Origin of the sequence: Mycobacterium tuberculosis complex sp. N0072 (assembly GCF_030323725.1) — a bacterium.
GTDB classification, from domain to species: domain Bacteria; phylum Actinomycetota; class Actinomycetes; order Mycobacteriales; family Mycobacteriaceae; genus Mycobacterium; species Mycobacterium tuberculosis.
Genome location: NZ_CP040689.1, coordinates 2674467 through 2697529 on the forward strand (window position 1 = coordinate 2674467; position 23063 = coordinate 2697529).

Consider the following 23063-nt stretch of genomic DNA (forward strand, 5'->3'; position numbering starts at 1 on the left):
GGCTGAAGCCGGCCCGCCAATCAGTTCCCTGCGGCCTGCAGCAACTCCATCGCCGATGCGCGTGACAGCATCCAGCCGCCTTGATTCACGAACGTGACGTTCTGCGTGACCGGCGACGAGAGCTTCGGACCCGAGACGGAAACGTCGGCGGTGGCCGAACCGGCGGCCGCCGGCTGGATGTTCGTCACGCTGAACGACAGCGGCAGATCCCCGTGCTCGGCGGCCTTCTTCAGCTTGTGGTCGGCGATGCGCGCCTCGGTGCCCCCGATGCCGCCCTCGACCAGACTGCCCTTGTTCGCAAACGACACGTTGGGATCGGCGAGGCTGTTGAGCAGGCTGGTCAACTGGGCGGCGGTCGGGACGTCAGGGGCGGATGCCGGGTCCAACGGCAGTGGCGCGCCGAAGACGACCGGCTGCATCTGGTATACGACCGGGCCGCCAGCCATGATCGAAGTCACACCGGCCGCAGCGGCGCCGATTGCAGCCGCGGCGGTCAGACCTGCGGCGATCGATTTCACCATCTTCATGGTTGTGTTCTTCCGTTCGTTTGCCCGTCGATTGTGCGTTTGGTTCAAACTACCGGTGCACGCGCCGGGCAAGTCTGTGTCGTAGCTGTGAGCGAGCGGTCAGTCCTCGGCCATGGCGTCACGCAGGCTCTTCGGCCGCAGATCGGTCCAGTTCTTTTCCACGTAGTCCAGGCAGGCGGCACGGCTGGCTTCGCCGTGCACCACGCGCCAGCCGGCCGGGATATCGGCGAACACCGGCCACAGGCTGTGCTGGTCTTCGTCGTTGACCAGCACGAAGAATGCGCCGTTGTCGTCATCGAAAGGATTGGTGCTCACCGCTTCTCCTTGTGTCGTTGTGTTTGGTCGGCGTAAAGATGCCGGCGCCGAGCACCCGGTCCGACAACAAGCCGAGGCAGCTCAGGTTGGGGAACCCGGGCCCCTGGGTGAGTCCGGACAGGGTGGGCAGGAACAGCTTGGGCGTGACGTCGGTGACTGCCAAGTCGTAGCCGATCGCTTCCTGCAGGCGGTCGGCGGTCAGCGGTCCACCCAGTCCCAGCTCGAGCAGGTCGAGGGTGTGCTGACTGAACAGTGAGGTGAACCACAGCGGATCGGCGCCCGAGCCGTCGATGACGAGATCGAATCCGTGCACGGTCTCGAAGTTCTCGCTGCCCCGGTTGGTGCTCAGCGTCAACCGGATCTGCCCCTGACGGCCCACCGCGTGGGCGACCCGGCCACGCAGATGATGGATGCGGTCATCGGCCAGCAGCGCTTCCTGCACGGTCGCCGAGAACACTCCTCGGTCGGTGCGGGCCAGCGCGTCGCGCCGTTCGTCGAACGTCAAGGCCGCCCAGTCGGTCGGATCGGAAAACAGTGAGTTCTCGAAGAATCCCTCGCCGCGGGTGAACAGGGTTACCTGCGGGGAGATGACGGTGATGGTTGAGACCCGATGCCGGAACAGCTCGTTGAGCATCGATGCGGCCGTCTCTCCGCCACCGATCACCGCGACCCGCTCGGCGTTGATCCGGTCGTGGCCGGCGGCACGGTCCCAGAACTGTGCGATTGAGAGCACGCGCGGGTTTCCGGGCAGTAGCGACTTTTCAGCCTGGCCGGGCCCGGTGATCATCAACGCGTCGGCCTGCACGGTGGTCTCGTGGGTGCACAACGCCCAGCGGTCACCGGTGACGGCGAGCCGTTCGACCTCGCCGTGGATCACCTTGAGGCCAATGTGATCGGCCACCCAGGCTAGGTACTGACTCCACCTGCGATGGGTGGGCGCCGGGCGGCCCCGGTCGATCCATTCCGCGAACGACGCGGTGGCGATCAGATACGACTGCCAGCTGTAGCGGGTCATCCGCTCGTCCAATTCTGCGTTGCGCCGTGGCACCAGCGCCGACCGGTAGGGAAAACCGACATCCTTTTCTGGGCTGGTGCCCAGCCGGTGGGCTCCGTCGGTCCAGCCACCGCTGGCCTGCCAGTTGGCCCCGACCCCGATGCGTTCGACGGCGATCACGTCGGGCACGTCGACCCCCATGTCACGCAGCACGGATGCCTTGGCCGCGACCGCCACCGCCTTGGCTCCAGCGCCCAGGACCGCGAGCGTCGGATTCATGCTGTTATCTCCGCCAGCGCGCCCTGCCACAGTGATTGCAGCGTGGCGACGTCGTCGGCGGACAGGATGTCGGGCAGCGTGCGCCACCGCGTGGCTAGCACGGGAGCGTCGGCGGGCCCGAGGAGCGCCGCCAGCACCGTCAGTTCGTGGCGCACCGGCTGTTCGGGTTCAGGCAGTTGCCCCACATCAGCCAGTAGTGCGCGGTCGACCGCCAGATCTCCCACCCCGACGTGCAGGCTACCCAGATAGTTCAGCAGCAGCTGGGGTTCGCGGTGGGCGCGTAGTCGCTCCGCGGTATCGGCGCGCAGGTACCGCAGCAGGCCGTAATCGATGCCGCTGCCGGGTATCCGCGCGAAGTCGGTCGCGCCGTCGCAGTGGATGCGCAGCGGATAGATCGCGCTGAGCAGCCCGACCGTGTCGCTGGTGTCGGCAGTCTTATCGACGTGGACGTCCGCGCGGCCATGCGTCTCCAACGCCAACAGCGGTGCTGGTGTTTGTTGACCGCGTTGCCGGCGCCAGGCGGTCACCATCCGCGCAGCGGCGGTAGCCAGCAGATCGGTCATCGACCGTCCCGTCGAAAGCAGCCGCGCGGTCAGATCGGCGTCGGAGATCGACATGGTGATCGCTAGCTCACCAACCCGGTCGGTCTGCGGCGCCACCCTGCGGGCACCCAACGGCGGATCGGCGCCCTCGAGTTCGGCGACCCAGAAATCAACGCTATCCAGCGCCTTAGCCCGCTGCGCCAGCAGCCGCGACCACTGCCGGTAGCTGGTGTTCTCGCGCGCTGGGCTGGGCGCGCGCCCGGCCGCCAGCGCGTGCAGGCCGGCGTCGAGTTCACCCAGCACAATCCGCCAGGAGGCTGGGTCCATCGCCAGCACATGGGCGGTCAGCACCAGAACACCGGGCCCGTCGGGTTCGCGCAGCCACACCGCCGAGAGCAGTCGGCCGGCCTGGGGGTCGAGACTCGCCAGCGCGCCAAGAGTCTGCTCGGCCACCGCGGTGACCAGTTCACCGCTGACCCAAACCTCGCTGAGAATGTCCGTTTTCGGTTGTGCGACAAGGGCCATCGCATCCCGGTCGAACCGGCACCGCAACACCTCGTGTCCGTCGACGACCGCGGCCAACACGGCATCCAGGCGTTCGCGGGTGATCCGGTCGGGCAACCTGATGACCTCGGTTTGTGCCAGCCGGCGCGGGTCGCCGTACTCGTAGAGCCAATGAGTGTTGGGTAGCACCGGGATCGGCTCGCCGGCATCGTTGGCCGGTGCCTGCCATGCGGCATCGGAGTCAATGGCCGCCGCGAGTTCACGGATGGTGTCGCACTCCACCATCAGCCTGGCCCGCAACGCAATCCCACGACGGCGCGCGGCCTGCACCACCGACAGCGCCACGATGCTGTCTAGACCCATCTGCAAAAAGCCCGCGGTGACATCGACGTTCGAGGTTTCCATGACATCGGCGAACGCCTCGGCCAGCACCAGCTCGGTCGGTGTCTGCGGCGGAGTTGCCGGTCCTTCGGTGACATTGATTGCCGCCAAAGCGTTTTCGTCGATCTTGCCGTGTGGAGTCAGCGGTAACTCGTCGAGGACGACGATATGGTGCGGGACTAGATAACGCGGCAACCGCTCTAGCAGCATCGCCCGCAATTCGGCCACCGGTGGCGGTTGTGGTCCGCCTGCCACATACGCCGTCAGCCGGGGGCCACTGGCATGGCCGCGGGCCGTCACATGGCAACCGTGCACCGCATGGTGGCCGTTGAGCACCGCGGCAATCTCACCCGGCTCGACGCGGAAACCGCGGATCTTCACCTGGTCATCGCTGCGCCCGAGGAACTCCAGTCCACCGTCGGGCAGGCGGCGCACCACATCTCCGGTGCGGTACATTCGGCTACCGCGCCCGTTTGGCTCAGCGACAAAGCGCGCCGCAGTCTCGGCCGGGCGGCCGAGGTAACCGCGGGTCAACTGGGCGCCCGCCAGATACAGCTCGCCGGCGACGCCATCGGGCACCGGCCGCAGCCAGGAGTCCATGACGTAGGCGCGGGTGGTGCAGGTCGGACGTCCGATGACCGGTCGCGCATGCTCAGCAACGGCGGCGACCACGGCTTCGACCGTGGTCTCGGTAGGCCCGTAGCAGTTGAAGGCCGTCATGGCCGTGCGCGCGCAGTTCTGCTGGATCATCCGCCACGTCGCGGCGCCCAAGGCTTCGCCGCCGAGCGCAAGCACCGCCAACGGCGCCCGGTCGAGCAGTCCAGCGTTGTGCAGCTGGGCGAACATCGACGGCGTGGTGTCAATCATGTCCAGACCGAATCGGTCGATCGCTTCGACCAGCGCCCCTGCGTCCCGCTGACGATGGTCGTCGACAATGTGCACCGCGTGGCCGTCAAGCAGTGCGACCAACGGCTGCCACGCCGCGTCGAAGGTGAACGACCAGGCATGCGCGATTCGCAGCGGGCGCCCGAGCCGCTGGGCCGCCGGCCGCAACACGCGCTCGATGTGGTCGTCGGCGTAGGCCGACAGCGCCCGATGGGTGCCGATGACACCTTTCGGGGTACCGGTGGTGCCGGAGGTGAAAATCACGTAGGCCGCCTGGTCCACCGGCACCGTGATGGCACGGTCATCCTCGAGTATGTCAGCGCCAACCGAAGCGGCGAACACGCCCTCATCGATGACCACCGGAGCCGATGTCTGGCGCAAGATCTCGGCGACACGCTCACCGGGCATCGCCGGGTCCAGCGGCACGATCATGCCACCCGCCTTGAGGACCGCCAGCATGGCGGCCACGTAGCGCGGACCACGGGACAGCGCGACGGCCACCGGGGTCTCGCGACTCACGTCCGCGCGGCGCAGCCCAGTGGCCAGCCGGTCGGCCAATGCATCCAGCTCCCGGTACGTCAGCTGACCATCCGCCCAACTGACCGCCACCGAGTCAGGCTGTGCCGCAGCGATTTCGGCGAACCGGGTATGCACCGCGGGTGCCGACGTCGTCACATCCGGCAGGCCGGGTGCGGTCGGATCGTGCTCGCCGTCCAGCAGAATGTCGACGTCGCGCAGCGGCCGATCCCACCGGCTGACCAAGCGCTGTAACACAGCCAGCACCCGCCTGCCGAGGCTTTCGGGCGCCATCGTGCCCAGCGCACCGTCGAGCACCTCCACTAGCAGCGTGAGCTCACCGGTGCTGCGGTGCGCGGCGACGGTCACCGGAAAGTGCGACAAACTCTCTAGCGCCACCGGACGGAACGTCACCCCGTTTGCGACGAACTCCGCGGTGCCCACCACCTCGCCGGGCGGGAAGTTCTCATACACCAGTAGGGTGTCGAACATCTCACCGATACCGGCGATGGCACGAAACTCGTTGAAACCGAGATAGCTGTGGTCGCGCAACATGGCGAATTGACGTTGTAGGACAGCGCATTGCCCGCCGACGGTAGCGCGGGCGTCCAGGCGGACCCGCAGTGGCACCGTATTGATGAACAGGCCGATCATCGTTTCCACGCCGGACAGTTCGCTGGGCCTGCCGGACACCGTCACACCGAACGTCACATCGCCACGACCGGTGAATGCTGAAAGCGTGGTAGCCCAAGCCATTTGAACAAGTGTGCTGATCGTGACGCCACGGGTGCGGGCGGCATCGGCCAGCTCCGCGGTGGCTTCACGGTCAAGGCGCACTTCGGTGCGTCCCGGAATACCCGGCTGCACAGGAGTGTCGGCGAGTGCCGGCGATAACAGAGTCGGGCCGTCCAGGCCATTGAGGTGGTCCGCCCACATTGCGCGGCTAGCCGTCTGATCGCGGCCGGCCAGCCAGCCGATGTAGTCGCGATACGGCCGCGGCGCTGCCGGCAACGCGGCGACGTGACCACCAGCCCGATACAAGGCGAGCAGCTCGGAGACGAACAGCGGCAACGACCATCCGTCGATGACGATGTGGTGCGCGACGATGACCAGATGCCAACATTCGTCCGGTAGTTCGATGAGCAGGAACCGGATGAGTGGTCCGCGGCCGACGTCGAAGCGGCGCCGGCGCTCTTCGGCTGCCAGCGCCCCGACCTCACTGGGGTGGGCGCGCACGTGACGCCAAAGCACCTCGGCACTGGATGGTATTACCTGCACGGGCCGGCTCAGGTTCCCGTGTAGGAAGCTCGCCCGCAGGTTGGGGTGCCGGGTCAGCATCGCGGCAGCGCAGTCGCGAAGCAAGGCGATGTCGAGCGGGCCGGCCGCGTCGGCCGCCATCGCGATCACATACGGGTCGGCCTCTGCGGCCTCAGAGCCGGACTCCGCGGCGACCAGTGTCGCCCTAGAAAACAGTCCCTGTTGCAATGGGCTGAGCGCCATCACATCGTCGATGGCGCCCCGCGCGTCGGCTCGCGTCACGGCCACTGGTCCCATGACGCGGTCAGGGCCGACAGTTCGTCTGGGGAAAGCCCTGATGTGCTCATCGGCGCGTGATGCTTGTCGTCCGGCTCGGCCTCGACGTGAGGCTTGGCGTCGACCGCGGCGGCGAGCTCACACAAAACGGGATGCTCGAAAACCATCCGCGCGGTCAGCGGTATCCCGCCATCTCGAGCCCGGGCAGCCACCTGAGTCGCGAGGATGCTGTCGCCGCCGAGGTTGAAGAAGTCGTCGTAGCGTCCGACCTCCCCCACCTCGAGCACGTCGGCGAGGATGGCAGCCAGCGCGCGCTCGGTTTCGGTGTCGGCGGGCTCGGCCGGCACCGGTGCCGCCTGCGCCGTTGGCAGCCGTTCGATTTCGGCCAGCAGCTCCAGTTGGCCGTCGGCCTTCCACACTCCGCGCTCGCCGTTGCGGTAGAGCCGAGAACCCGGTTGCGCGGCGAACGGATCGGCAACGAATCGGGTCGCGGTCTCCGATGGCCGGGCCAACCGGGCACCGACGGCGGGACCGCCACCGTAATAAACGTCACCCACCACGCCTACCGGAACGGGCTTAAGTGCGTCGTCAAGCAGGTACACCCGGGCCGTTCCGGCGCCCGCATTGGACCGGTCCAAAATGCGCCGTCTGGCTTGCGCGCTGACCATCTCGACCTCGCGCAGCGGTTGGTCCGGACGGTCGGCGAACGCCTCGACGACACGGACTAGCCAGTCGGCGAAGCGTTGTGCGGTGGCGCGCTCATACAACTCGGTGCGGTAGATGACGTGGCCGCGGTACTCGTCGCCGCAGGCGAAGAAGTTGACCGATAGATCGGCTTGCGCGGCATCGAATGTCGGCTCCAGCACGCGCAACGTGGTGTCACCGTCGGGCCCGGTGTCGATGACGTGGTCTTGCGGCATTTGTTCGCGAACGTGCACAACAATGTCGAACAACGGATTGCGGGACAGCGACCGCTGGGGGTTGACCGCCTCCACCACCTGGTCGAACGGCAGGTCCTGATGTGCATACGCTGCCAGCGCCATCTGCCTGGTGCGCTGCAGCACCTCGCGCAGCGTGGGGTTCCCGCGCAGGTCGTTGCGCAACACCACGATGTTGATGAAGAACCCGATGAGCTGGTCCAGGTTAGCCTCGCTGCGACCGGCCACCGGGGCGCCGATGGGGACGTCTACCCCGCCGCCGGCCTTGTGTAACACCACCGCGACGGCGGCCTGTAGCAGCATGAACTCGGTGACACCGAGGTCTCGGCTCACGGCAGCCAATTTGTCGCGGATCGCGGCGCCGAGACGAAATTCGACCGCGTCACCGGCACCGCTGAGCAGGGCCGGGCGCGGGAAGTCCGGGCGCAGACCGGTTTCGCCTGCCAGGCCCCCCAGCTGGCGGATCCAGTAGTCGCGTTGCGGACCGACGATGCCCGCACCGTCGTCGAGTAGCGCCGACTGCCACACGCTGTAGTCGGCGTACTGCACCGGCAGCGGTGCCCACGACGGCCGTTGTCCGGTGCTGCGGGCCCGGTATGCGGTCAGCAGATCGGTGAACAACACCCCAGCCGACCAGTGGTCGCCGGCGATGTGATGCACCACCAGCGACAACACGGTCTGCTCCGGCGTGCTCAGCAGCGCCGCCCGGATCGGCCAGTCGGTTTCCAGGTCGAAAACGTAACCTCGCTCGTTGTTCAGTTCGGCTCGCAGCCACGCGGCGTCGGACCCGGCGGCGCACCGCACCGGCACCTCGGCGGGCGGCTGGATGATCTGGTGTGGCACGCCGCCGATCTCGCGGTAGACGGTGCGCAGGATCTCGTGGCGTGCCACCACATCGGTGATGGCCGCCGCGAACGCGTTGGTGTCGCAGGGCCCATGCAATGCCGCGGCGAAGGGAATGTTGTTGACGGCGTTGGGCCCGTCGAAGCGATAGTTGAACCAGCTACGCATTTGAGACGACGACAATCGCACTGGCCCGTCATGATCCACCCGGGTCAGCCGCGGCCTCGCCGAATCCGAATCCAACGTATCGATGTGTCCGGCCAACGCGGTCACCGTGGCGAATTCGAAGATCTCCCGCACACCGACATCGACGCCGAACGCGTTGCGCACGGCCGCAACGAGTTTGGTTGCCAGCAGCGAGTGACCGCCGAGGTCGAAGAACGAGTCGTCAGCACCCACTCGGTCGCGGCCGAGCAGCTCACCGAACAGTTGGGCAAGGCGCCGCTCGGTGGCGGTCTGCGGCGCGCGGAACTCGGTGTCCGACGCGATCTGCGGTTCCGGCAGCGCGGCGCGGTCGATTTTGCCATGCGCGGTGATCGGAATCTCATCCAGCACAACATAGGCCGCGGGCAGCATATATTCAGGCAGTGCCGCGGCCACCCGGGCGCGGATGCGGTCGAGATCGACGCCGACATCGGCGGGTCCGTCGCCGCCCGCGGCGGGTGTCACGTAGCCCACCAGACTCTTGCCCAGCCGCGGCAGGTCGCTAACCACCACAACGGCCTGCCCGACCGTAGGGTCGACCGCGATGGCCGCTGCTACGTCACCGAGTTCGATTCGGAATCCGCGAATCTTGACCTGCTCGTCGGCACGGCCCACGAACTCGATGTCACCGTCAGCATTGCGGCGCGCCAGATCCCCGGACCGGTACATGCGGGAACCGGGATTAAACGGGTCGGCAACGAATCGCTCCGCGGTCAGCCCGGCGCGGCGATGGTATCCGTATGCGACATGCGTCCCTCCAATATAGATCTCGCCGATCACACCGGTCGGCACCGGCTGCAACGAATCGTCGAGCAGGTGCATGGTGGTGTTGATCTTGGGCCGGCCGATGGGCACGATGCGGGTGCCCTGTGGGCCCACCACTTTAAACCGGCTGGCGTTGATCACGGTTTCGGTTGGACCGTAGAAGTTGTGCAGCAGCGCATCGAATGTCGCGTGGAACTTGTCGGCCACCTCACCGGGTAGCGGCTCCCCGCCGATGGGTACCCGCTGCAACGTCCGCCACTGGCTCACACCCGGCAGCGACAGGAACAGCCCGAGTAGGGACGGCACGAAATGCATTGCCGTGATGCCCTCGTCGCGCAACAGGGCGGTGAGATATCCAATGTCGGTGAGTCCCCCGGGGCGTGGTATCACCATCCGCGCGCCACAGGCCAGCGTGCCGAAGATCTCGGCGATCGAGACGTCGAAGCTGGGTGAGGCGACCTGCAGTAGCCGGTCGGTGTCGTCGACGTCGTATTCGCCCTTGAACCAGACGAAGTACTCGGCGACGGGGCGGTGTGGCACCGCGACACCTTTGGGCAATCCGGTGGTACCGGACGTGTAGATGAGATAGGCCGTGTTGTCTGGCCGTAGCGGCCGGATTCGATCGGCGTCGGTGGGGTCGTCGCTGCGGTATCCGGCCAGCTCACGTACTGGCGTGCGCAGCACCAGTTTCGCGTCGCAGTCGGCGAGGATGAAATCCAGCCGGTCTTGCGGGTAGCTGGGATCCACGGGCACATACACCGCCCCGGACTTGACCACCCCCAAGGCCGTGACGATCAGGTCCGGCGATTTGTCAAGAAGTACCGCGACCCGGTCTTCGCTGCCTATCCCCTGCTCGATCAGCCAGTGCCCCAACCGGTTCGACGCCTCATTGAGGTCGTGGTAGGTGAAGTGTTGGCCCTCATACACCACGGCGGTGGCGTCGGGAGTCCGCGTGGTCTGCTCGTTCACCAGGTCCACGAGGGTTTTGACAGGGGTATCGAACCGCTCGCCGCGCGACACCTCGCGCAGCCTGGCGGCGTCGCGCTCATCCATCAGCGCCAGCCCCGACAACGTGTTGTCGGGGGCGGCCAGCGCATTGTCGAGCAGCACACCGAAGTGTCGAAGCATCTGCTTGGCCAGGGCGGGTTCCAGGATCTCCACCAGGTGTTCGGCCTCGACCAGCACACCCGCGCGGTCGAATTCGACCATGAAGCCCAACGGCAGCTGCGTGATGTTGCTGCGCAGGTCGTAGCGCTCGCACTCGATGCCTGGCGGGTTGAATCCGCCGCCGTCGGGCTCCCGGAAACCGAAGCTGACCCGGGTCATGCGCTCGGCACCGTGCCGGCGATCGGGGTTCAGTTCCCTTACCACGCGGTCGAGGTTGATCCGTTGGTGTGCGAACGCCCCGCTGGCGATGTCGCGGGTGGCGGTCAGCAACTCCCGGAAACTCATCGCCGATTGCGGTCGCAGCCGCATCGCTACCGTGTTGCCGAAATAGCCGATGGCATCTTCGGTTCCGGCGCCACGGTTGAGCACCGGAGCCGCCACGAGGAAGTCGTCACTGTGGGTGTAGCGATGCACCAGGGCACCGAACGCGGCCAGCAGCACCATGTAGGGAGTGCAACCGGTGTTCTTCGCCATCGTGGCCACCCGCGCAGCGGTGTCGGCGGGCAGCCGCAACGTGGCGCGCGCGGCACGCCAACTGGTCGGCACACACGTTCCGGCTGGGCCGGGAAGTTCCAGCGGCTCTGGCGGATCGGCCATGATCGCGCGCCAATAGTTGAGGTCGGCCTCGGTAGTGTCGGGTCCGGATGCGGCCGACGGACGGTGTTCTGGCCCCAGATCGGCCCCTAGGTCAGCTCGCGAGTACGCCTGGGTGAGATCGGTGAAGAACACCCGCCACGAACCATCATCCCAGGCGATGTGGTGGGCCACCAACAGCAGCACGTGTTCGTCGGCAGCCGTGCGCACCACCGTGATTCGCAATGGCGCGTCGCGGGAAAGCTCGAAGGGAGCGCAGAATTCGCGCTGAGCCAACACCTCCAGGCGCAGCCGCTGGGCGCGTTGGGACAGGTCCGTCAGGTCGTATTGTGTCCAGCCGGGGCGAAGATCCGCGTGCACGGTCGGCTGGGCGACTCCGTCGTCGCCGACAGGGTAGGTGGTACGCAGTATCCGATGGCGACGGGCGACGGCGTTGACTGCGTCGCGCAACCTGGCCAGATCGATGTCACCGGTGATGCGGTAGGACACACAGATGTTGAGTAACGCACCGCTGGGGTCGGCCATCTGCACGAACCACATCCGGGCCTGGCCGTCGGAGAGCCGATCGTCAGTGTGCGGGCCAATGTCCTGCGCAGCCGAGGACAGGCCGCGGTCGGCGAGCCTGCGACGCAGCAGCTCCAATCGGGCCTCGTCGAGGCGGGCGCCGATGTCGGCGGTATTAGTCACGCGAAATGTCCACTTTCTGTGCGGTGTGTGAGCGCTCGTCGGCATCTTCGAGTTTCGCGACAAGTCCATCACCGGTGATGTCGCCCATGAGCGTGGCCAGCGACACCGTCGCGCCGATTGATCGTTTGAGTCGGTTACGCAAGTCCAGTGCCAGCATGGAATCGACACCGAGATCGAACAGCGATTCCTGCAGGTTCACCTCGCCGGCCTGCGGGATCCCGAGCACGGCCGCCAATTGGGTGCGCACCGCGTCCACGATCGTCAGGTTGGGGTCGGTTGGACCCTCGTACCGTTCGAATTGCCTGCTGTCCAACAACATCTGCAACCGGGCCGCGTCGGCGGCGAACACTAGCGGGTCGACAGTGAATTCGTGCAGGCTCGCCTCGATCGCCTGCTGGGGCGCCATCTGGCGGAGTCCAGACCGCTCGACGCGGGCGATCGTAACCGCATCCGCGATTCCCCGAGCTGGTTCGCCGGCCTTGGGGGCCTGCCATAGGCCCCATTTCACCGCCACGCAGTGCCTGCCCTGGGCGCGCAGCTGGGCGGCCATCACGTCGAGCAGCCGGTTGGCCGCCGAGTACGCGACCACCCCGTGTCCACCCCACACCCCCATCACCGAGGAACACAGCAGGGTTCGCACATCCGGGCGCAGCGGCCACAGCTCGATCATCTGGGCCAGGCCGAGCACCTTGGCCGCGAAGTTGTCAACGACGGCGGCCGACGTCACCCCCGGTGCGGTACCAGAGATCACGCTGCCTGCCGCGTGCACGATCAACGAGGCGCCGACGCCACCGTATTCGGCTGCAATCGCTGACAACTGGGTGGGATCGGTGATATCGCACGGCGGCGACACGATCACGGTGCCATGTTGCTTTCTGAGCATGGCCACCGTCGCCTGATCCGCGGCGCGCCGGCTGAGCAGCACGATGCGCCGTGCGCCATGCTCGGCGAGATACCGCGCGTAGTGCATCCCGATGGCACCCGCGCCACCGGTGACGACGACATCGTCGAGCACGCCGGAGTCCAACGACCAGTTCGGGACGGCCGGGGCATCGGCGAGGGTTCGCTCGAACAGCGTGTACCCGTTTACCGAGCCGCGTAGCGCGGTCTCACCGAAGCCCCGCAGTACCGCCGTTATGACCGAGACGCCGAGGACCGGGTCCAAGTCCCACGACGGCAAGTCCAGGTGGCTGAAAGTCTGTTCGGGATGCTCGAATCCGATGCTTCGATGCATCGCGGCCAGCGCGGCCTGGCCGGCCGACGGCACCGCGTCCGCTGCGTCGACCTGCTCGGCGCCGACGGTGACCAGACATACCGATTGGCAACGGGCACCGATATGCATCGGATAGTCCAGCAAACCGGCCCCGACGAGGTCGGCGAGTGCACCGGCGGCCCGGACGGCGTCGGTGTGTTCGAAGTCGGGCGCGATCACCAGGATCAACTCGGCGTCCCGCGCAGCACTCAGCTCGGTATCGGGGTGCGAATCAATTGCTGCGCACAGTGTTTGAGCCAGCGCGCGGTGAGCACCGAGATCGAGCACTGCGAGGTGACGGTGCCGCCCAGCGACCGGTGTCGACGGCACCATCCGTTCCCACCGCTCAACCGCAATGGTCAGTCCGGACACCGGCGGCAGCGGTTCGGGGTGCGCCCACATCGGCACCGCACGCATCGGCGCGTTCGGGAACCCGGACAGATCGACGTCGCCGTCGAGTGGGTCACCGCCCAGGTCACCCCACGGGTAGCCAGGGTCAGCGACCGCCGCGCTAACAATATTCGCCGACAACGCATCAACAAACCGCTCGCCACGACGTGCCGACCCGACCAGCACAGCGGGACCGTCCGGCAGGTTGGCGGCGCCCTCACAGTTCTGACCGATCGCAAACAACAGCGCGGGATGGGCCGATATCTCGATGAACGCCCGTGCTCCACAGCGGATTGCCGATTCGACAGCGCGGTCGAAACGCACCGTATGGCGCAGGTTTGCGTACCAGTAGTCGCCGAAAGTGGTGCCTGGCGCCACCACGTCGCCGGTGGTTCCGCCGATGAATTGCACTGGCGCTTCCATAAATTCGGAGTCAGGCAGCTGCTCGCATAATTCATCGCGGAGCGATTCGAGCACGCTGGTATGCACCGGGAAGCCCACGGTGATCCCGCGGGCGAAGTGACCGCTGGACCGGACTGTGTCAACGATGGCCGCTACCGCTTGGCGCTCACCGGACACGGCGACGGTCGAGGAGGCATTGACCACAGACAGTTCCAGCCAGCCGCCGGTGGTCGCGATCAGCGCGCTCGCGTCCTGTTCACCGATGCCCAGCGCCGCCACCGCATAGCGACCAGGCAAGCGGCCCACCACGTTGGCGCGGGCCGCCACCACGGCCACAGCATCCGACAAGGTGATACTTCCTGCGAGATAGGCCGCCGCTACTTCGCCGAGGCTATGACCGACTGTTAGATCGGGCAGCACACCGCAGGAACGCCATACCTCCGCCAGCGCAACGGCATGGACGAACTGCGCGCCTTCGATCTCGATCTCGCAGAACGCTTGCCGCTCATCGGTTCCGGGCGGGGCGATCAGGTATGGCAGCGGCGAGTCGACACCAGCGGCCGCAAATGCGGCGGCGCACGTGTCGGTCGCGGTCCGATAGGTCGGCAGCTCGCGGTAGGCGACGGCGCCCATGCCCGGCCAATGACCACCCTGGCCGGGAAAGACGAACGCCTGGCGCGGGGCCGAGCCCAACGACGACCGCGCGATGAGCGGATGCTCGCGTCCGGCGGCCAGCGCGCGCAAGCCCTCGGCGAGTTCCAGCCGGTCGGCGGCCCGAAGCACCGCCCGATGCCGACGGACCCGTCGGGTCTTGCGCAGCTGCCGAGCCACTTCGGTCACGGTCGTAGCCGGAAAGCGCTCGAGGTAGTCGGCGATGGCCCGAGCGTCCGGCCCGATCAGTTCCTCGGCATGGGCGCTGAGCAAAACCGCAACCCGCCCATCGGGCAGCTGTTTGGGGGCCATCACACCTCCCCACACTCGGGGCCACGCTCGGGCGCGGAAACGGTGTCCGGCATCGAAACGATCACGTGGCTATTGGTACCGCTCATCCCGAACGCGGACACCGCCGCGGTGCGCCATCCGTCAACGGCCCGCCACGGCGTGAGTTTGTCGGCCAGCCGCAGACCCTGTTTCTCCCAATCGATTTCGCGGCTGGGCTCGTCGACGTGCAGTGTCGGCGGGATCGCGGCGTGCTGGGCGGCCAGAATGACCTTCACAAGGCCCAGCCCGCCCGCCGCCGCCTGAGCATGCCCGATGTTTGACTTGACCGATCCCAACAGCGGCCCGCGTCCGGCCGGGGCGGTGCCGTAGCTGGCTGCCAGTGACCGCAATTCGGTGCGATCGCCGAGCCGGGTCGCGGTGCCGTGCCCTTCGACCATCCCGACATCGGCGGGCACAACTGCTGCCTGCGCGATGGCGCGCCGGAGCAGTCGCGTTTGCGCGTCGCCGCTGGGCGCGGTCAGCCCGTCGCTAAGTCCATCGGAGTTCAGGCAACTGGCACGCACCTCGGCGAGGACACGACGCCGGTCAGCGGTTGCCCGCGACCGGCGCTGCAGGAGGAACATGGCGGCGCCCTCTGCCCAGGCGGTTCCGCTGGCGTGCGCGCTGTAGGGCCGGCAGTGGCCGTCGTCGGATAGCGCGTGCTGCTTGGAGAACTCGACGAAATAGCCGGGCGTACCCATCACGCACACGCCGCCGGCGAGTGCCAGGTCGCAGTCGCCGGCCCGGATAGCTTGAACCGCGGTGTGAAAGGCCGCCAGCGCCGACGAACACGAGGTATCGACGGTCAGCGCCGGCCCGGCCAGGTCAAGGGTGTAGGCGATGCGCCCGGAGATGACACCCAGCGACGTCCCGGTGATCAGATGGCCACTGTGGTGGGAGAATTCGGTCAAAGCGGGACCGTATTCGAGCGCCGAGGCACCGACATAACAGCCCACATCGTGACCGGCCAGGTCATCGGGATTGATCCCGCTGTTCTCCAGGGTGCGCCATGCTACTCGCAGCCCCACCCGCTGCTGCGGGTCCATCGCCGTCGCCTCGCGCGGTGAGATGCGGAAGAACTCAGGATCGAATGTAGTTGCGCTGGAAAGGAATCCGCCAAGGTTGTGGATCGGTTTGAATCCGTTTCGACGCGACCCGTCGAACAGCTCGCGAAGTGCCCAACCTCGATCGGTGGGGAACGGTCCGAGTCCCTCGCGCTGTTCGGAGAGCAGTGTCCAGTAGTCGTCGGCGGTTTCGACACCACCGGGTGCCTCGATGGCCAGCCCGACGATGACGACCGGGTCGTTATCGGACATCGGCACTCACCATCCGGGCCACGGCGTCGAGGTGATCGTTGAGATAGAAGTGACCACCATCAAAGTGCGACAGCGTGAAGCGACCGGAGGTGTGAGTCTCCCAACTGGTCAACATCTCCCGGCTGATGCGGTGGTCGCGGTTGCCGCCGACCGCGTGGATGTTGGCGCGGATGCGCACGTCGGGTGGACATGAATAGCCGCTGAGGGCCCGATAGTCGGCCTTGACCGCCGGCACCAGCAGTTCAACGAATTCCTCGTCCTCGAGCAGCACGGGATCGGTGCCGCCAAGATCCACCATGTCGGCCAGGACGTCACGGTCGGCGGTCGGCAACGGTCCGGACGCGGCCACCGTCGACGGAGCCTGACCGGAGGAAGCCCACAGTGCACGTACCGGCACGCCATTGCGCTCGGCGAGGCGAGCGAACTCGAAGGCCACTATCGCACCCATGCAATGGCCGAACAGCGTCAGCGGAGCCGTCAGGTGCCAGTCGCCCGCCTCGAACAGCTCGAGCGCCAGCGCCTCGATGCTGTCTGCCGCCGGGTGGCTGCGCCGGTCAGCCCGCTGCGGGTACTGCACCACGAACGTGTCAACGTCGTTGGCCACTAACGATTTTGCCAACCACCGGTAAGCCGCGGCAGCGCCGCCGGCGTGTGGAAACACCAGCACCGCGCCGGGCTTGTCAGTACCGGTGAACCGCTTCACCCACGGTTTGAAGGCTGGCTGTGCGGGCTGCTCGATCGGATCGAGCGCCGCCATCACGTCGGCACTTGTCATATTCGCGATTTCTAAGTACACCTCGGCGACCAGTTCGAGTCGGTCGGCGTTGGCTTCCCGACCGGTGAGCAACTGGGCCAACGCGGCAATGGTCCTGGCGGCAAACATGTCGGCGACCATCAGGCTCGGCGAATCCAGCCACCGCCGGATACCGGCGACGACCTGGGTCGCAAGCACGGAATCGCCGCCCAGGGCAAAGAAGTCGTCGTGCACGCCCACGGCATCGTTGGCACGGCCCAGGATGTCCGCGACGATGCGGCGCAGTGCCCGCTGAAGCACCGTTCGCGGCGCCGCATAGGGTGCCGATCTGTCGCCAGACCGCTCGACCTCGGCGGCAAGCAGGGCGCCAACCTCCGCGCGGTCGATCTTGCCGCTGTCGGTAAAGGGGATGCGGTCTAGCAGCGTGACGTGGCGCGGAATCATGTGCGCGGGCACCAGATCGGCGAGCTGCTGTCGAATCGACTCCGCGGTCACGCCGGCATCGTCGACGCAGACCGCCGCGGCCAGCACATCGGACCCGCCAGGAAGCACGGTGGCCGCCGCCGCGTGCACACCGGGCAAGCGCTGCAGCGCGGCTTCGATCTCGCCGAGTTCGACGCGGTACCCGCTGATCTTGACGCGGTGATCGGCACGGCCGACGAACTCCAGGGTGCCGTCGTGCCAGTAGCGGGCCAGATCACCGGTGCGATACCAGGTGCGGCCGTCATGCTCGACGAAGCGCTCCGCGGTCAGCTCGGGACGGCCACGGTAACCCCGGGCGATTCCGCGACCGGACACCCACAACTCACCGGCCACCCAATCGGGGCAGTCGTCGCCGCTGTCGGCCACTACCCGGCAGGCGTTGTTGGGAAACGGGACGCCGTATGGCACCGAGGCCCAGTCCGGTGGCAGATTGGCCGCGTCCTGGACCTCGAAAATGGTTGCGTGGACCGCGGTTTCGGTGGCTCCACCCAACCCCGCGAACCGTGCGCTCGGCGCTTGCACCTGCAGGCGGCGGGCCAGGTCGGGACGCACCCAGTCGCCGCCGACGGCCACCGCTCGCAGCGACGACAGCCGGCCCCCGCCGACTTCGAGCAGCATGTCCAACCAGCCCGGCATGAAATTCAACGCCGTGACCTCGTAAGTGTCGATAAGCCGGGCCCAGGCGTCGGGATCGCGGCGCTGCGCTTCGTCGACCACCACGATCGCTCCGCCGGAGCGCAGGGCGGCGAAGATGTCCAGCACCGACATGTCGCACTCCAGCGTCGCCAGGGCAAGCCAGCGATCTGCGGCGCCTAGCTCGAAGTGCCGGATGAAGGTCTCCACGGTGTTCATCGCGGCGTCGTGCGCCACCTCGACACCCTTGGGTTCCCCGGTTGAGCCCGAGGTGAACAACACATAGGCGAGCGCGGTGGGATCGCTAGGCCCGGGCACGAATTCTGCCGGCGCGGCGGCAAGCACGTCAGCCAGCAACAGCGTCGGGACCGGCACCCGCACTTGGCATGGCGGGCCGCAAACGAGCGCTAAGTTGACCGAACCGGTCGCCAGGATGCGCTCCGCGCGGTCGCGGGGCTGGTCGACGCCGATCGGCAGATAGACCCCGCCGGCGGCCAAAATCCCCAGCACAGCCGCCACTTGTTCGCCCGTTTTCGGACCCAGCACCGCGACGGTGTCGCCGACTCGTAGGCCCGCAGCACGCAGCGCCGCGGCCACCGCCGATGCCTGGTCGCGCAGTTGGGCGTAGCTCAAGTCGCCGGAACTGGCGAACACCGCCGGCGCGTCGGGCTGCTGTTGGGCCTGGCGGAAAAACCCGTCGTGCAGCGCCTCGGTGCTGGGGGCGGCGGTGCGACCGTTCAGCGCCGCGCGCACCGCGCGTTGCGCGGCGGGTAGCGCGGACGGGCTCGGCGCATCCCAGGCGTCGTCCCCGGCGGCCAACCGGAGCAATTCGTCGACCTGGTGGGTGAACATGGCGTCGATGACGCCGGGTGCAAAGACCCCCTCGCGGACATCCCAGTTCACCAGCACACCGCCGTCGAACTCGGTGACCTGGGCGTCGAGCAGCACCTGGGGCCCCTGCGAAATGATCCATCCGGGTGTGCCGAATTGCTCGGTGACGTCCGGGCAGAAAAGGTCGCCGAGCCCCAGCGCGCTGGTGAATACCACCGGTGCCAGCACCTGGGTGCCACGGTGGCGGCTGAGGTCACGCAGCACAGACAGCCCGGGGTATGCACTGTGGCCTGCGGCGCTGCGCAGGGCTTCCTGCACCGCCTGCGCCCGCGCCGCCGCCGTGCGCGCACCGGTCAGATCGACGTCGAGCAACAGCGAGGAGGTGAAGTCACCGACCAGCAGGTCGACGTCTGGATGCAGGGCCTGGCGACTGAACAACGGCAGGTTCAGCAGGAACCGCGACGACGCTGACCAACGCGCCAGCACGTTGGCAAAGGCCGCGGCCAGCGTCATCGCCGGGGTGATGCCGCGGGCCCGGGCTCGGGCGAACAACGCGTCGCGGGTCTGCGGGTCTAGCCAGTGCCAGCGCCGGGTGCTGCGGCGCCGGTCGCGTTCGCCGCCGGCCCGGGTAGGCAGCGCGGGCGGATCCGGCAGCTGCGGGATGCGCTGCGCCCACCAGTCCCGGTCGGCGTCGCGAACCGGTTGGGGCAGCGTCTCCTCCGCCTCGATAGCCTGCCGGTATTCCCGGTAGGTGTAGCCCAGTGCCGGCGGTTCACGGCCGTCATAGAGGGCCGCCAGGTCGGCCAGCAAGATGCGGTAGCTCATCGCGTCAGCGGCCTGCATGTCCAGGTCGACATGTAGGCGGGTGCGCTCCCCCGGTAATAACGTCAACGCAAGTTCGAATACCGCACCGTCGAGCTGCTGGTGCGATTTGGCGTCGCGGATCCCCGCCAACCGCTGATCGACGACATCCGGGGCCACGTGACGCAGGTCGGCAACACTGATGGGAAAGTCGCGAGATCCCGCCGCCGGCGGGATGCGCTGGGTGCCGTCGGGCAAGAACTGCACCCGCAGCATCGGGTGCCGCAGCGCCAACCGGGTGGCCGCCGCGCGGAGCCTGTCCGGATCGACCCGGGCACCATCGAACTCGACGTAGAGGTGCCCAGCTACCCCGCCGAGCTGTTGGTGGTCGTGGCGGCCGACCCACATCGCGTGCTGCATCGGCGCCAGCGGGAAAGGCTCGCCTTCCTGGGATAACCCGGCATCCCCTGGTGCGGCAACTGCCGTGGGCGCGACGCCGGTGCCGGCGGACACCAGTTGGGACCAGGCCTCGATTGTGGGTGTGGCGGCCAGTGTGGCGAAGTCGACGGCGATGCCCTTCCGGCGCCAGCGCCCCACCAGCGACATCATCCGGATCGAGTCCAGGCCCTGACCAACGAGGTTGGCGCCGGGGTGCAGAGCATCGGCGCGGACACCGAGCAACTCTGCGACCTCGGCGCGAATGATCTCCGAGCACGCCGTAGCATGCACCACAAACCCTCCCCTGTTAGCACAGGCTGCCCTAATTTTAGTGGTTACCCTATCTTCGAACCACGCACCTGCGCTACCAGCCCCCCTGTTAAGGAGCCCACATGCCACCGAAGGCGGCAGATGGCCGCCGACCCAGTCCCGACGGCGGACTGGGTGGCTTTGTACCGTTCCCCGCGGATCGGGCCGCGTCGTACCGGGCGGCCGGCTATTGGTCGGGGCGAACCCTGGACACCGTGCTCTCCGATGCCGCGCGGCGCTGGCCTGACCGCCTCGCGGTGGCCGACGCCGGTGATCGTCCCGGCCACGGCGGCCTCAGTTACGCCGAACTCGACCAGCGGGCCGACCGGGCCGCCGCGGCGCTGCACGGCCTGGGCATCACGCCAGGCGACCGGGTACTGCTCCAGCTGCCAAACGGCTGCCAGTTCGCGGTTGCCCTGTTCGCGTTATTGCGGGCGGGAGCGATCCCAGTGATGTGCCTGCCCGGTCACCGCGCCGCCGAATTGGGCCACTTCGCCGCCGTCAGCGCGGCCACCGGGCTGGTGGTCGCCGATGTGGCCAGCGGGTTCGACTATCGGCCGATGGCGCGCGAACTTGTTGCCGATCACCCCACCCTGCGCCATGTCATCGTCGATGGCGATCCGGGACCGTTCGTGTCGTGGGCGCAGCTGTGCGCCCAGGCCGGCACCGGTTCGCCGGCACCGCCGGCCGATCCCGGATCGCCAGCGCTGCTGCTGGTCTCCGGCGGCACCACTGGCATGCCCAAACTCATTCCACGCACCCACGACGACTACGTGTTCAACGCGACGGCCAGCGCCGCACTCTGTCGGCTTAGCGCCGACGACGTCTATCTGGTGGTGCTGGCCGCCGGCCACAATTTCCCGCTGGCCTGCCCGGGCCTGCTCGGCGCGATGACCGTCGGGGCCACCGCCGTGTTCGCCCCCGATCCCAGCCCGGAGGCCGCCTTCGCCGCCATCGAGCGCCACGGTGTCACCGTCACCGCGTTGGTTCCGGCACTGGCCAAACTGTGGGCCCAATCCTGTGAGTGGGAGCCGGTGACACCGAAGTCACTGCGGTTGTTGCAGGTTGGCGGGTCCAAGCTAGAACCCGAGGACGCTCGCCGGGTACGCACCGCGCTCACCCCGGGCCTGCAGCAGGTGTTCGGCATGGCGGAGGGGCTGCTGAACTTCACCCGCATCGGCGACCCACCCGAAGTGGTGGAGCACACCCAGGGGCGGCCACTATGCCCGGCCGACGAACTGCGCATCGTCAACGCCGATGGTGAGCCGGTGGGGCCCGGGGAGGAAGGCGAACTCTTGGTGCGCGGGCCCTACACGCTGAACGGCTATTTTGCTGCCGAACGCGACAACGAGCGCTGCTTCGATCCGGACGGCTTCTACCGCAGCGGCGACCTGGTCCGCCGCCGCGACGACGGCAATCTGGTGGTCACCGGGCGCGTCAAGGATGTCATCTGCCGTGCGGGAGAAACCATCGCCGCCAGCGACCTCGAAGAACAGCTGCTGAGCCATCCGGCGATCTTCTCGGCCGCGGCGGTGGGACTACCTGACCAGTATCTGGGGGAAAAAATCTGCGCTGCAGTCGTTTTCGCTGGAGCTCCGATTACGCTTGCGGAGTTGAACGGCTACCTTGACCGGCGTGGTGTGGCCGCGCATACGCGACCCGACCAGCTGGTCGCGATGCCGGCGCTGCCCACAACGCCGATCGGGAAGATCGACAAACGAGCGATCGTCCGCCAGCTCGGCATCGCGACGGGTCCCGTGACGACCCAGCGCTGCCATTGACTGACGTCAACAAGTTGAATTGACTGCGTTGCATGACCGACGGTGTTCCGGCCCGCGGGTCACTTCGATCACGCGGCGCGGTAGCGGTGAGCTCGATGGTGTTGCGGCCCATCACCGGGGCGATTCCGCCAGACGGGCCGTGGGGGATATGGGCCTCGCGCCGGATCATCGCCGGACTCATGGGCACGTTCGGGCCCTCGCTCGCGGGCACCCGAGTGGAACAAGTCAACTCCGTTCTGCCGGACGGACGCCGGGTCGTCGGCGAATGGGTGTATGGACCGCACAACAACGCGATCAATGCCGGACCCGGTGGCGGCGCCATCTATTACGTACACGGCAGCGGTTACACGATGTGTTCGCCCCGAACCCACCGGCGGCTGACATCCTGGCTGTCGTCATTGACCGGGCTACCGGTATTCAGTGTCGATTACCGACTGGCGCCGCGCTACCGTTTCCCGACCGCGGCCACCGACGTGCGGGCAGCCTGGGATTGGTTAGCGCACGTATGCGGCTTAGCCGCGGAGCACATGGTGATCGCCGCGGATTCCGCGGGTGGCCATCTGACCGTCGACATGCTGCTGCAACCCGAGGTCGCCGCCCGACCTCCGGCGGCGGTGGTGTTGTTTTCGCCGCTGATCGACCTCACCTTCCGGCTGGGCGCCAGTCGTGAGCTGCAGCGCCCCGATCCTGTCGTGCGCGCTGACCGTGCGGCCCGGTCGGTTGCGCTGTACTACACCGGAGTCGATCCCGCCCACCACCGGCTGGCGCTCGATGTTGCCGGCGGGCCACCGCTGCCACCGACGCTGATCCAGGTGGGTGGAGCCGAGATACTCGAGGCCGATGCGAGACAACTCGATGCCGACATCCGCGCTGCCGGCGGCATATGCGAGTTGCAAGTGTGGCCTGATCAGATGCATGTGTTCCAGGCCCTGCCGCGGATGACGCCCGAAGCGGCCAAAGCCATGACCTATGTTGCCCAGTTCATCCGCAGTACAACAGCACGTGGAGACCTCTGAAC

The 23063-nt window shown here is 67.4% G+C and carries 10 protein-coding genes; 2 read left to right on the forward strand and 8 right to left on the reverse strand.

The annotated features are described in order from the left end of the window. Positions 1-20 precede the first annotated feature (20 nt). The 8 genes from FF952_RS12610 to mbtB all read right to left on the reverse strand — a co-directional run bounded on the left by FF952_RS12610 (position 21) and on the right by mbtB (position 20249). Positions 21-527, reverse strand: a complete 507-nt coding sequence (locus tag FF952_RS12610; protein WP_003412264.1) for an MTB12 family secreted protein — start codon at positions 525-527, stop codon at positions 21-23. A gap of 99 nt (positions 528-626) precedes the next feature. Next, entirely contained in the window at positions 627-842 is a 216-nt protein-coding gene (gene mbtH, locus FF952_RS12615) for a mycobactin NRPS accessory protein MbtH (protein WP_003412265.1), read from the reverse strand. After that, positions 820-2115 (reverse strand): NADPH-dependent L-lysine N(6)-monooxygenase MbtG, encoded by a 1296-nt coding sequence (mbtG, locus tag FF952_RS12620; RefSeq protein WP_003899296.1) that lies wholly within the window; start codon positions 2113-2115, stop codon positions 820-822. The genes mbtH and mbtG overlap by 23 nt, the downstream gene beginning before the upstream one ends. Continuing rightward, positions 2112-6482, reverse strand: coding sequence for a mycobactin non-ribosomal peptide synthetase MbtF (gene mbtF, locus FF952_RS12625; protein WP_003917623.1), 4371 nt, complete (start codon positions 6480-6482; stop codon positions 2112-2114). The genes mbtG and mbtF overlap by 4 nt, the downstream gene beginning before the upstream one ends. After that, positions 6479-11674, reverse strand: a complete 5196-nt coding sequence (gene mbtE / locus FF952_RS12630; protein WP_003899297.1) for a mycobactin non-ribosomal peptide synthetase MbtE — start codon at positions 11672-11674, stop codon at positions 6479-6481. The genes mbtF and mbtE overlap by 4 nt, the downstream gene beginning before the upstream one ends. Next, positions 11667-14681: a mycobactin polyketide synthase MbtD gene (mbtD, locus tag FF952_RS12635; protein ID WP_003412277.1), complete on the reverse strand. Its 3015-nt coding sequence runs from the start codon at positions 14679-14681 to the stop codon at positions 11667-11669. The genes mbtE and mbtD overlap by 8 nt, the downstream gene beginning before the upstream one ends. Beyond that, entirely contained in the window at positions 14681-16015 is a 1335-nt protein-coding gene (gene mbtC, locus FF952_RS12640; protein WP_003412278.1) for a polyketide synthetase MbtC, read from the reverse strand. Before mbtC ends, mbtD begins: the two co-directional genes overlap by 1 nt. Continuing rightward, a complete protein-coding gene (gene mbtB / locus FF952_RS12645) occupies positions 16005-20249 on the reverse strand; it encodes a phenyloxazoline synthase MbtB (protein ID WP_003899299.1) in 4245 nt (1414 codons plus the stop codon). Before mbtB ends, mbtC begins: the two co-directional genes overlap by 11 nt. Positions 20250-20347: 98 nt before the next feature. Here mbtB and mbtA point away from each other — a divergent pair, with 98 nt between their 5' ends. Further along, positions 20348-22045 (forward strand): bifunctional salicyl-AMP ligase/salicyl-S-ArCP synthetase MbtA, encoded by a 1698-nt coding sequence (gene mbtA, locus FF952_RS12650; protein ID WP_003412282.1) that lies wholly within the window; start codon positions 20348-20350, stop codon positions 22043-22045. A gap of 32 nt (positions 22046-22077) precedes the next feature. Further along, positions 22078-23061 (forward strand): acetyl hydrolase/esterase MbtJ, encoded by a 984-nt coding sequence (gene mbtJ / locus FF952_RS12655; RefSeq protein WP_003899300.1) that lies wholly within the window; start codon positions 22078-22080, stop codon positions 23059-23061. Positions 23062-23063: the final 2 nt, after the last annotated feature.

Bases quoted from the DNA above. Each gene is read 5' to 3' on its own strand.
- FF952_RS12610 (WP_003412264.1), bottom strand. From the start codon at position 527: ATGAAGATGGTGAAATCGATCGCCGCAGGTCTGACCGCCGCGGCTGCA.
- mbtG (WP_003899296.1), bottom strand. From the start codon at position 2,115: ATGAATCCGACGCTCGCGGTCCTGGGCGCTGGAGCCAAGGCGGTGGCG.
- mbtD (WP_003412277.1), bottom strand. From the start codon at position 14,681: ATGGCCCCCAAACAGCTGCCCGATGGGCGGGTTGCGGTTTTGCTCAGC.
- mbtC (WP_003412278.1), bottom strand. From the start codon at position 16,015: ATGTCCGATAACGACCCGGTCGTCATCGTCGGGCTGGCCATCGAGGCA.
- mbtA (WP_003412282.1), top strand. From the start codon at position 20,348: ATGCCACCGAAGGCGGCAGATGGCCGCCGACCCAGTCCCGACGGCGGA.
- mbtJ (WP_003899300.1), top strand. From the start codon at position 22,078: ATGACCGACGGTGTTCCGGCCCGCGGGTCACTTCGATCACGCGGCGCG.